The organism is Dietzia sp. SLG310A2-38A2 (assembly GCF_014145095.1).
Taxonomy (GTDB): domain Bacteria; phylum Actinomycetota; class Actinomycetes; order Mycobacteriales; family Mycobacteriaceae; genus Dietzia.
Map to the genome: position 1 here is coordinate 1 of NZ_JAALDX010000242.1, position 10,864 is coordinate 10,864.

Annotated in this window: 8 protein-coding genes and 1 pseudogene; 3 read left to right on the forward strand and 6 right to left on the reverse strand. The window is 69.9% G+C overall.

The annotated features are described in order from the left end of the window. Positions 1-9 precede the first annotated feature (9 nt). The gene (locus G6027_RS08985) at positions 10-1,455 is read left to right on the forward strand and encodes a GH1 family beta-glucosidase (RefSeq protein WP_182636880.1); all 1,446 of its coding nucleotides are present in this window, start codon (positions 10-12) and stop codon (positions 1,453-1,455) included. A gap of 9 nt (positions 1,456-1,464) precedes the next feature. After that, entirely contained in the window at positions 1,465-3,168 is a 1,704-nt protein-coding gene (locus G6027_RS08990; RefSeq protein ID WP_182636874.1) for a serine hydrolase, read from the forward strand. A gap of 116 nt (positions 3,169-3,284) precedes the next feature. Here the strand turns inward: G6027_RS08990 and G6027_RS08995 are convergent, their stop codons facing one another. The 3 genes from G6027_RS08995 to ppk2 form a co-directional block, all read right to left on the reverse strand. Then, the gene (locus G6027_RS08995; protein WP_182636875.1) at positions 3,285-4,418 is read right to left on the reverse strand and encodes an AI-2E family transporter; all 1,134 of its coding nucleotides are present in this window, start codon (positions 4,416-4,418) and stop codon (positions 3,285-3,287) included. A gap of 54 nt (positions 4,419-4,472) precedes the next feature. Continuing rightward, on the reverse strand, positions 4,473-5,516 hold the full coding sequence (locus tag G6027_RS09000; protein WP_182636876.1) for an enoyl-CoA hydratase/isomerase family protein: 1,044 nt from the start codon (positions 5,514-5,516) through the stop codon (positions 4,473-4,475). Positions 5,517-5,650: 134 nt separating this feature from the next. Next, complete coding sequence (gene ppk2, locus G6027_RS09005) at positions 5,651-6,547, reverse strand: polyphosphate kinase 2 (RefSeq protein WP_241726974.1); 897 nt, start codon at positions 6,545-6,547, stop codon at positions 5,651-5,653. Positions 6,548-6,767: 220 nt separating this feature from the next. On the opposite strand from ppk2, the gene G6027_RS09010 reads away from it, so the two are divergent. Next, positions 6,768-7,478: an HAD hydrolase-like protein gene (locus G6027_RS09010; protein ID WP_182636877.1), complete on the forward strand. Its 711-nt coding sequence runs from the start codon at positions 6,768-6,770 to the stop codon at positions 7,476-7,478. Positions 7,479-7,685: 207 nt separating this feature from the next. Here the strand turns inward: G6027_RS09010 and G6027_RS19485 are convergent, their stop codons facing one another. The 3 genes and pseudogenes from G6027_RS19485 to G6027_RS09025 form a co-directional block, all read right to left on the reverse strand. Next, on the reverse strand, positions 7,686-8,207 hold the full coding sequence (locus G6027_RS19485; protein WP_182636878.1) for a DUF559 domain-containing protein: 522 nt from the start codon (positions 8,205-8,207) through the stop codon (positions 7,686-7,688). A gap of 580 nt (positions 8,208-8,787) precedes the next feature. After that, positions 8,788-10,650, reverse strand: coding sequence for an ABC-F family ATP-binding cassette domain-containing protein (locus G6027_RS09020; protein WP_182636879.1), 1,863 nt, complete (start codon positions 10,648-10,650; stop codon positions 8,788-8,790). Further along, positions 10,650-10,864: pseudogene (locus G6027_RS09025) on the reverse strand (4-(cytidine 5'-diphospho)-2-C-methyl-D-erythritol kinase); the annotation flags it as partial. The gene G6027_RS09020 and the pseudogene G6027_RS09025, both read right to left, overlap by 1 nt.

Sequence of the window (10,864 nt, forward strand, 5' to 3'; positions counted from 1 at the left end):
ACCTCCGCCTTGTCCACCCGAGACCCGATCCTGCCCCCCGGATTCCGCCTGGGCACCGCGACCGCCGCCGCCCAGATCGAGGGCGGGGCCGACGCCGACGGTCGCGGTCCGAGCATCTGGGACACCTTCGCCGCCCAGCCCGGCCGCATCCGCGGAGGCGACACCCCGGCCGTGGCGTGCGATCACTATCACCGACACGCCGAGGACGTCAGCGACCTGGCCGCCCTGGGCGTCGACGACTACCGCTTCTCGATCTCCTGGTCGCGGGTCCTGCCCACGGGACGCGGAGAGATCAACCGACCCGGCCTGGACTTCTACTCACGGCTCGTCGACGACCTCCTGGCGGCCGGCATCCGCCCGGTGCCCACCCTCTACCACTGGGACCTGCCGCAGGCCCTGCAGGACGAGGGCGGTTGGCTGAGCCGGGACACCTCGCAGGCCCTGGCCGACTACACCGCAGTGGTGGTCGACGCCCTCGGCGACCGGGTCACCCGGTGGCTCACGCTCAACGAGATGAACGTCCACACCCTCTACGGCCACGGGCTCACCGATCACGCGCCGGCGCTCGGGATGGGACTGGACTGCCTGCCCGTGGCCCACAACCTGCTCCGCGCGCACGGCCTGGCGGTCGGAGCGATCCGGGCCGCGGGCCCCCACCACGAGGTCGGGGTGGTCCAACAGCACTTCCCCGTCATCGCGGCCACCGACTCCCCAGAGGACGTCGAGGCCGCCGGGATGTTCCGCATCCTGACCAACTGGCTGTTCTCCGATCCCCTCCTCCGGGGCGCCTACCCGGAAGACTGGGTGGCCGAGCTCGTCATGACCACCGCGGGCCTGACCGCCGACCAGCTCGAGCAGGACCTCGTCGTCATCTCGCGCCCCCTCGACCTCTACGGCGTCAACTATTACGAACCCACGGTGATCGAAGCCCCCCGCGAGAACACGGACTACTCCGGGGTCCTCGAGGTGGACTTCCCCGAGGACATGCCGTTCCGCCCGGTGCGGATCGAGGGAGTCGAGCGGACCGACTTCGACTGGCCCGTCGTGCCGTCAGGCCTCACCGACATCCTCGTGGCGCTCCACCAGCGGTACCCGGGGCTGCCGCCGGTGACGGTCACCGAGAACGGGTGCTCGGACCACGACGGCCCCGGAGCGGACGGCGCGGTCCACGACGAGCGTCGGATCGACTACCTGCGCGCGCACCTGGCGGCCGTGGCGGACTCAATCGACGCCGGCGTGGACGTCGACGGATACTACGTGTGGTCGGCGATGGACAACTTCGAGTGGGCCGCCGGGTACGCCGAACGCTTCGGCCTGGTCCACGTGGACCACAGCACCCTGACACGGACCCGCAAGGACTCCTGGTACTGGTATCGCGACCTGATCGCCCGGCACCGGGACCGAGTCGCCGGGTTTGGTTCGACACGCGCCTCCGGGGTGCATCCGGCGGTCTAAGCTGGGCGGATGACCACCGATTCGGCCACCGGGCGCCGTCGAACTCTGGGCCTTGCCAGCGTGTGCGCAGCCGTCGCGCTCCTCGGTTCGGCGTGCGGGACCCCGGTGGCGACACCCGGCCCTGACGAGAGTCCGGCCGCCTACTCGGGTCTCGAGGTGAACGAGGACCGGATCGACTACGCGGTCGGCAAGGTCACCGGGATCGTCGAGGAGGAACTGGACGCCTCCGGTATCCCGGGCGCGGCCGTGGCCGTGGTGCACGACGGCGAGGTGGTCCTCGCGGAGGGGTTCGGCGTCCGGGACACGAGCACGGGCACCGAGGTGGACGCGCGGACCGTCTTCCCGCTGGCGTCGATCTCCAAGTCGGTCAGCGCCACGGTGGTGGCAGCGGAGAGCGGCAACGGCGAGGTCGACTGGACCACTCCCGTCAGCGAGTACCTGCCGTGGTTCGAGCTCTCAGATCCCCAGCTGTCCCCACTCGTGACCGTCGGCGACGTCTTCGCGCACCGCTCCGGACTGCCCGAGCACGCGGGTGACGACCTCGAGGACCTGGGGTACGACCGACCCGCGGTCCTGCACGGACTGCGCCACCTCCCGCTCACGCCGTTCCGGGCCTCGTACGCGTACACCAACTTCGGGCTGACGGCCGGCGCCGAGGCGGTGGCGGTCGCGGCGGGGACGCCCTGGGACGAGCTGGGTCGCGAGCGGATCTTCGACCCGCTCGGCATGACCGACACCTCCTTCTCCCACGACGAGCTGCTCGAGCGGGACAACCGGGCGGTCGGTCACGTCCGCGCCGACGCCGCCGACTCCGCCGACACTGCCGCCGAGGGCGACTCGAACGGCGACTGGGTGCCGGCCGATCCCCAGCGCGACCCCGACGCCCAGGCCCCGGCGGGTGGCCTGAGTTCGTCGGTGACCGACATGGCCGCCTGGATGGCGATGGTGTTGGACGACGGCAAGGGGCCTGATGGCTCCCAGGTCGTCCCCGTCGAGGCGCTGCGCGAGGCCCTCACCCCGCAGATCGTCTCCTCGCCGCCGCGGGCCGCCGCGGACCGCTCCGGCTCCTACGGCTACGGGTTCAACATCGGTACCAGTTCCTCGGGCCGGGTCCAGTGGAGCCATTCCGGTGCGTTCGCGCTCGGGGCGGGTACGGCGATGCTCATGCTGCCCTCGCTCGACCTGGGGATCATCACGGTGACCAACGCCTCGCCGAGCGGGGTGGCGGAGACGATCAACGCCCGGTTCGCCGACTACGCCCAGTACGGCGACCCCACGCTGGACTGGCGGGACCTGTTCGGCGGGGCGTTCGCGCCGCTGCTCGATCCCGTCGGTGACCTGGTGGACGCGCGTCGGCCCTCCGACCCGGCGCCACCGCGGGACCCGGCCGAGCTGGTCGGTACCTACCGCAACGACTACTTCGGGACCATCGAGGTCCGGGAGTCGGAGGACGCGCTGGAGATGACCGTCGGCCGCGGGGCCGCGGCCTGGCCACTCGAGCACTGGGACGGAGACACGTTCGCCATCGAGCCGCGGAGCGAGAACTGGCCGCCGGGATCGCGGGGGTCCGTGACATTCGACGACGACGAGGTCACCGTCGAGCTGCTGGACGGCAACGGTCTCGGTACGTTCACCCGCGCGCCCGCCGAGGACGAACCCGGTGACTCCGCAGCACCCGGTGACCCCGCAGCACCCGGCGAGCCCGGGATCTGAGCTCTCCGGGCCCTTCGGTCTGACAACACGGCGCTCACCCCCACACCCAGCCCGACACCCAGCCCGGCGCACGTCCAGCGGCGCGGGTCAGCCCGGCGCACGTCCAGTGGCGCGGGTCAGCCCGGGGCCGGCAGTTTCCCGGCACGCCGCCTGTCGCGTTTGGCATCGGCGTCGGGGGTGGTCATGAACATGGAGAACCACGTCATCCGAGGGTCGGCGTCCACGAGGAAGGCCTTGACCGCGAGAGTCAGTGGCACGGCCAGGATCGCGCCCAGAGCGCCGGCCACGGACGCCCAGAAGACCAGCGAGAGGAAGGTGACGGTGGGGGTGAGCCCCACGGCGTCGCCCGTGAACTTGGGCTGGATGAAGCTCTGGATCACCAGGTTGACCACGCTGTAGATCACCACCACCCAGATGGCGTCGACCGGTCCTCCGGTCAGGAGCGCGAACAGCGCGGGTGGCACGAGGCCCAGGACGAAGCCGATGTTGGGGATGTAGTTGGTGACAAAGGCCAGGACGCCCCACACCATTGCCAGCGGTACCCCGATGATCATCAGCGCCACCACGTCGACGACCGCCACGATGAGTCCGAAGATCGTCGAGACGATCCAGTATGACTTGATGCCGTGGGTGAAGGAGCTGAGGGCATCCGCTAGCCGGGGCCGCTGGCGGGCGATCGCGGCCCGACGACGGGTGATGCCCGGGATGTCGAACACAAGGAAGGTCAGCGCGATCACCAGGACGGTGAGCTGGCCGCCCGCCGAGGACAACTGCCCCGCCACGTTCTGGACGGTGCCGATGATCGTGCCGGGGTCCACACCTGCCAGGCTCGAGGAGACCTGGTCCTCACTCACCCCGAACCGGCCGAGGAATTCGATCATCTGGCCATAGAGCTCCACGAACTTGTCCTGGTATTGCGGGATCTCCTCGGCGGCGATCCACAGCGCCCACACGAGCATCCCGACCAGAGCGGCCAGCAGGAGATAGAGCACCAGCAGGACGATGATCATCCCGCCCCACCTCGGCAGGCCGGCGCGCTCGAGCAGCCGTTGCAGCGGCTGTGCGGCAATCACCAGGTTGAGGGCGAGGAAGGCGGGCATGACCATGTTCGCGTGCTGGGATATCCCCCAGATCACGACGAATGCGGCGGCCAGCGACACCACGGTGACGCCGGCGATCCCCCAGCCCTTGGGCTCCTCGTGCGGGGCGAGCACATCGGGTTCGCGCACGCCGTCACCGGTGGTGGTCATGGCCCCTCCTCGACCCGCGCCCCGTGCGCTGGACGCGGATCAGAGTAGACCCTGTCAGCCCACGGTCAGCGCCGAACGGATGGCGTCCACGTGAACGTCGTCGAGGTCGGCCGGATCCCAGGTGGGATTGCGGTCCTTGTCGATCACCACGGCCCGCACACCTTCGACGAAGTCCGGGCGAGCGGTGATCCATCCGCCCAGCGCCAACTCGTTATCCAGGCACTCGCGCAGGTCAGCCGCGGCCGCCCCGGCGCGGAGCAACTCGATGGTGGCGATGACGGACGTCGGGCAGTGCGACCGCAGCATCTCGAGGGTCGCGGTGGCCCACTCGTCCTGCACACCGGACTGAAGGGCCGCGACCATCTCCTGCACGGTCCCGCGGGAGAAGACGTCCTCGATCCGGTCGATGTGCTGCTCGACGGCGGACTCCCCCGCCGTCGAGCGATCGAGCCCGTAGCGCGCCAGGGCGGCGTCAAGGCCATCGGACGCGATAGCGGTGACGAAGTCGTCGCGGTCTGAGTCGTCGATCAGGTGGGTCGCCAGCCCCGTGTAGAGCGCGTCGGCGGAATTCATCCGGACCCCGGTGGTACCGAGGTAGGTCCCCACCGCGAGGCCTCGGGTACCGCCGCCGCACAAGCGGGGCAGGAAGTGGCTGGCACCGACGTCGGGGATGAACCCGATCGCCGTCTCCGGCATCGCCATCATGACCTTCTTGGTGACCACGCGGTGCGAACCGTTGATGGAGATCCCGAGTCCGCCGCCCATCGCGACGCCGTGGATCACGGCGACGGTGGGCACGCGGTGCGTGTGGTACGCGAGGTCCATCGCGTACTCCTCGGAGAAGAACTCCCGGTTGGTCTGGTGCTCGCCGGCGGCCGCGGCGTCGCGCAGTGCGCGGATGTCGCCGCCCGCGCAGAACGCCTTCTCGGAGGTACTCGTGGTGACCACGGCCTCCACGCCCGAGTCCTGCGAGGCGGCGTCCAGGGCGGAGTGCAGGGCCCGGCACATGGGCAGGTCGAGGGAGTTCAGTGCCTTGGGGCGGTCCAGGACGATGTGCTGCATCCGGCCTTCTCGCCGGGTGGTGACGAATTCGCTCATGCCCCCAGTGTGTCAGGCCGGCCCGTGACCGTCGCCGGGATACTAGGAATTCCTACCTAGGTCGCCCCCGCCGCCCTGCCAGGCCTCCTGTCGCCGACCGCGCCCCGCCTCCACCGAACGCGCCGCGCCTCCGGTCAGAGCAGCTCCGATGCCACGTCCGGGACGTACTTGAACTCCTCGCGCGGTGGCCGCTCGTAGCTGGCGCCCTCGGGTCGTTCCGGGATCTCGAACGTCGGCGGCTCCAGCTTCTCCCACGGGACGGTGGAGAGCAGGTGCGAGATCACGTTGATCCGCGACCGCTTCTTGTCCTCCGACTCGACCGTGTACCAGGGCGCCTCGGGGATGTCGGTGTGGATGAACATCTCGTCCTTGGCACGGCTGTAGGCCTCCCACCGGTTGATGGACTCGAGGTCCATCGGCGAGAGCTTCCACCGGCGCATGGGGTCGTCGTGCCGCGAGCGGAAGCGGCGCTCCTGCTCCTCGTCGGACACGGAGAACCAGTACTTGCGCAGCATGATCCCGTCCTCCACGAGCAGGCGCTCGAAGATCGGTGCCTGGTGCAGGAATCGGCGGTACTCGTCCGTGGTGCAGAAGCCCATCACGCGCTCCACGCCGGCCCGGTTGTACCAGGAGCGGTCGAAGATCACGATCTCGCCGGCTGCGGGAAGATGCTCGATGTAGCGCTGGAAGTACCACTGCGTCTTGTGCACCTCGGTCGGGGCGGGCAGCGCGACCACGCGGGCGTGCCGCGGGTTGAGGTACTGAGTGATGCGCTTGATCGCCGACCCCTTGCCGGCGGCGTCACGGCCCTCGAACACCACCACGAGCCGGTTCCCGGTCTCCTTGAGCCAGGCCTGCATCTCCACGAGCTCGGCCTGCAACCGCTCGAGTTCGGCTTCGTAGGGCTTCTTGGGGAGCTTCTCCAAGCCGCTGGGGAGCTCCTTCTTCTTCGACCCGTTCTTGCCGCCGCTTTTCGAGGACGCGTTCTTCCCGCTCGAGGTGGCCTTCTTGTCGTCCTTCTTGCCGCTCATGGGCACCGATCCTACGGCGGCCGGTGCGCCTTTCGCCCGGTGGCGACGGAACTCGTCCGCATGGGGATTCCCAGCCGTCGCCGTCGTCGTCCCGTCATCGTCCGGTGGTCGGGTGCGCGATACTGGTCCCCGTGAGACCACTCCCCCGCCCCCGGCGCAGCGCAGACCTGCGCGTCTGTCCCACCGCGGTGCTCGACACGGTGGTATCGGCGCCGCGGACGTGAGCGCCCTGCTCGTCCTCTGGGACCTCGACCTCACGCTGCTCGACCCCGCCGGGTTCGGCTCGCGGATGATCGCCCCCGCGCTCGCCGAGATGGTGGGCCGCGAGCCCGTCATGGACGTCTCCTTCGCCGGGCGGACCGACCGCGCGATCTGCACAGAGCTGTTGGAGAGGAACGGGATCGAACCCCGCGAGGACCTCGTCACCACGCTGCTCCACGCCGTCGCCGAGCGGTGCGAGGCCCACGGGCAAGATCTACTCGACGCGGGAGGTGGCGCTCTTCCGGGCGCGCACGACGCCGTGGCAGCCCTCGCCTCGGTCGACGGGCTGCACCAGGGGATCGTCACTGGCAACATGCGACGGACGGCCTTGCTCAAGCTCCGGTTGTGCGGGTTCGACGGGCTTCCCGATCCGCGATTAGGGGCCTTCGGCGATCACCACGCCGACCGCGCCGACCTCGTCCGCGGTGCACTCACCACGGCCCGCGGCCGCGGGCTCGACGTGTCCGCTGACCACGCGGTGGTGATCGGTGACCACGTCCACGATGTCCGCGGCGCACTCGACGCGGGGGTCCGCTGCGTCGCCATCGCCACCGGTCGGGTCTCCGCTGACGAGCTGCGATCAGCCGGTGCCCGCTCCGTCCTGCCGCACCTCACCGATGCCGACGCGCTGCTCTCCGCCATTCTCGCCCACACCTCCGCGCCCTGCTGACCTTCACCACTCCCCCGGTTGGCTCTCGCAGTCTCCCGCTGACTCTCTCGGCGTCAGCACATCCCTTTGAGGCGCGCCCCCACCCCGGTGCGCCCCCACCCCGGTGCGCCCCCGCCCAACGCATTTGGTGGTGTCCCTTGTCGCCACAACGCAGTTTTATCGCAGTGGGCACGACCAAGATCCGGGTCATGTGGTCGCGCGTCGCGGTCATACATGCGCGCGGCCGCGCTCGAGGGCCGCACCGATCTGGCGGAGTACCGCCCGTGGATTCCGGAGCATCGAACCGGTCACCCGGATCACCTGCCAGCCGAGCTCCGAGAGTTCGGCGTTGACCCGCGCGTCGTACTCCCAGGTAGACCTGCCTCGATGGACGTCCCCGTCGTAGAACACCGCCACCTTCTCGACTTCGTACGCCAGATCCGCAGTAGCGACCTTCACCCCGTACTCGTTGTGGATCTCGACCTGCGGAGTCGGGTCGGGCAGGTCCGACCGGACGATCAGCAGCCGAAGCCTGGTCTCCGGCGGCGAATCCGCTCGCTGGTCACACCACTGGAGAAGGCTCCGCACCCTCTTCAGACCGTGCAGCCCTCGCAGGTCCCTTGCGAGTGCACTCACCTCGCCGACGGCGATCCGGGATCGATTGCACACGGCGTCGATCTTCGCGATGGCGGTATCGTCGTTGACCTCCCACCTCGCTACGTCGATGGCCGTCCGTGCAGCGGAGGTCACACGGAGTCCACCGATCGCTTCCACCTGTCCCGCCGGCAGAGCACGCCGGAGGCGACGCAGCCGCACACGGCCCGGAGCAGGTGCTGTTCCGACCGCGTAGATGTCGACTTCTCTCTCGACCGCAGCTGGCGCGTACCAACGCTCCCGGTGGACCAGTGCCGCCGCGAGACCACCGATCACGGCTCCAGCGGGTGCCCATAGCGCTGCGCCGCGGACCACTACATCCGATGTGGCGGGCGCTTCGATGGCGAGGTACACGTCGGGAAACAGACGACGATGTCCTGACCTGAGCTGATGGCCGGACAGCTGGCCTGCCAAGACCGCCGCACTACCGATAAACGGTTCAGAAGGATGGGGAAGAGACACCTCAGGATCATCGCCCGCAGTGACCGTTCACGCCCGCCCCCAGCGTCCCCTGTGGATGAGGACGTCGAGCATCCACAACGAACTGCGCCGCTCGGTCCTGGCATCATGTGTTCCGCCCGCGTTCTGGTCGTGCCCAGCGCGGCGAAACGCTCGATTCACCGCAGCAGAGACGACCAAGTTCGACGTACACACCGCTATCGCGCCGGCGGGTGGGTCAGCCCTCGACCTGTTCGCCGAGCTCCATCCAGCGCTCCTCGAGCTGTTCCTTCTCCGCGCTCACGTCCTTGAGGTCGCGGTCGAGGGAGGCGAGCTTCTCGGTGTCGAGCGCCTCCCCTGCCGCGGCGGTGAGGGCCTCGTGGAGGGTGGCCTGCCGCTGGTCGAGTTTGAGCATCTGGCGCTCGATCTTGGACATCTCCTTGCGCAGCGCCCGCTCGTCGCTCGAGCTGAGACCGGAACCGCCGGAGCCGGCAGTCGCGGGAGATGCCGAACCAGCGCCCGAGCCCGAGACAGAGCCCGAGCCGGAGCCCGCACCGGCGGGCTCGCGCAGTACCTTGCCCGAGTCGCCCGCGGCTCCTGCGCGCTTGCGGCGCTCGAGGTACTCGTCGATCCCCCGCGGCAGGTTGGTGAGCCCGCCGTCGCCGAACAGCGCCCACACCGAGTCGCAGATGCGCTCGACGAGGTAGCGGTCGTGGGAGATCACGACCATCGTGCCGGGCCACCCGTCGAGCAGGTCCTCGAGCTGACGGAGCGTGTCGATGTCGAGGTCGTTGGTGGGCTCGTCGAGCAGCAGCACGTTGGGCTCGGCCATGAGGACGCGCGTGAGCTGCAGGCGCCGCCGCTCACCGCCGGAGAGGTCGCCGACCGGCGTGCGCTGGCGGGCAGGGGTGAAGCCGAGGCGTTCGGCCAACTGGGAGGCGCTGAGCTCGATGTCACCGAACGCCACGCGGGCGGCCACGTCCTCGATCGCCTCGAGTACCCGCTGGTCGAGCGGCAGGTCGTCGAGTTCCTGCTTGAGCCACCCGATGCGGACGGTCTTGCCCTCTTTGCGGCGCCCGGCCCCGAGCTCGGCCTCACCCGCCAACGCGCGCAGGAGCGTGGTCTTGCCGGACCCGTTGACGCCCACCAGGCCGAGGCGCTCGCCGGGGGCGAGGCGCCAGGTCAGGTCCTCGACGAGAGTGCGGCCGTCGGGGGCGTCGAGGCGCGCGTCCTCGAGCTCGATCACGACCTTGCCCAGACGCCGGGCAGCGAAGCTCGACAGGCGTAGCGAGTCGCGGGGCGGCGGCACGTCCTTGATCAACGCTTCGGCCGCCTCGATGCGGTATCGCGGCTTTGAGGTGCGGGCCGGTGCTCCGCGACGCAGCCAGGCGAGCTCCTTGCGCATGAGGTTCTGCCGCCGGGACTCGGAGGCCGCGGCCTGGCGGTCCCGCTCGGCGCGGGCGAAGACCCAGTCGTTGTACCCGCCCTCGAACTGCTCGACGCGGCCGTCGACCACCTCCCAGGTGTGGGTCGCGACGGTGTCGAGGAACCACCGGTCGTGCGTGACCACGACGAGGGCGGAGGACCGCGCACGGAGGTGATCGGCGAGCCACTGCACGCCCTCGACGTCGAGGTGGTTGGTCGGCTCGTCAAGGACCAGCAGGTCGAGGTCCTGGACCAGGGCTGCGGCGAGTGAGACCCTCCGCCGCTCGCCGCCGGAGAGGTCATCCACCGCGGTGTCCAGGCCCAGGTCGTGGATGCCGATCCCGTCGAGCACGGCGCGGATCCGCGCATCGCCCGCCCACTCGTGCGTGGCCACGCCCAGTCCGCCGAGCACGGACTCGCCCACCGTGTCGGCGGCCAACTCGGTCCGCTGGGTGACCACGGCCAGACGCAGGCCGCTCACACGCGACACCCGTCCGGTGTCCGGCTCGGCCACCCCGGTGAGGATCTCGAGCAGCGTGGTCTTGCCGCCGCCGTTGAGGCCGACCACGCCGATGCGGTCGCCGGCGTTGACGCCCAGGGAGACGTCGTCGAGCACCTGTCGGATCCCGAAGGACACCGACCCCTGCTCGAGGTTGATGAGATTGGTGGGGGCCATTACTGCTCCGGTGTCTGTTGCGGGTTGTCTATGACGTGGGCGCCGGCGACGGGGCCGCGGGTGAGTCGGACCTCGCGCGCGACGCCGGTCTCGCTCACCTCGGCGGCCACTGCGATCGCCTGCTCGCGGTCGGCGCAGAAGAACAGGCAGGTGGGGCCCGAGCCGGAGACCATACCGTGCAGCGCACCGGCCTCGGCTCCGGCCCGCAGGGTCT

Bases quoted from the DNA above. Each gene is read 5' to 3' on its own strand.
- G6027_RS08990 (WP_182636874.1), top strand. From the start codon at position 1,465: ATGACCACCGATTCGGCCACCGGGCGCCGTCGAACTCTGGGCCTTGCC.
- G6027_RS08995 (WP_182636875.1), bottom strand. From the start codon at position 4,418: ATGACCACCACCGGTGACGGCGTGCGCGAACCCGATGTGCTCGCCCCG.
- G6027_RS09000 (WP_182636876.1), bottom strand. From the start codon at position 5,516: ATGAGCGAATTCGTCACCACCCGGCGAGAAGGCCGGATGCAGCACATC.
- ppk2 (WP_241726974.1), bottom strand. From the start codon at position 6,547: ATGAGCGGCAAGAAGGACGACAAGAAGGCCACCTCGAGCGGGAAGAAC.
- G6027_RS09020 (WP_182636879.1), bottom strand. From the start codon at position 10,650: ATGGCCCCCACCAATCTCATCAACCTCGAGCAGGGGTCGGTGTCCTTC.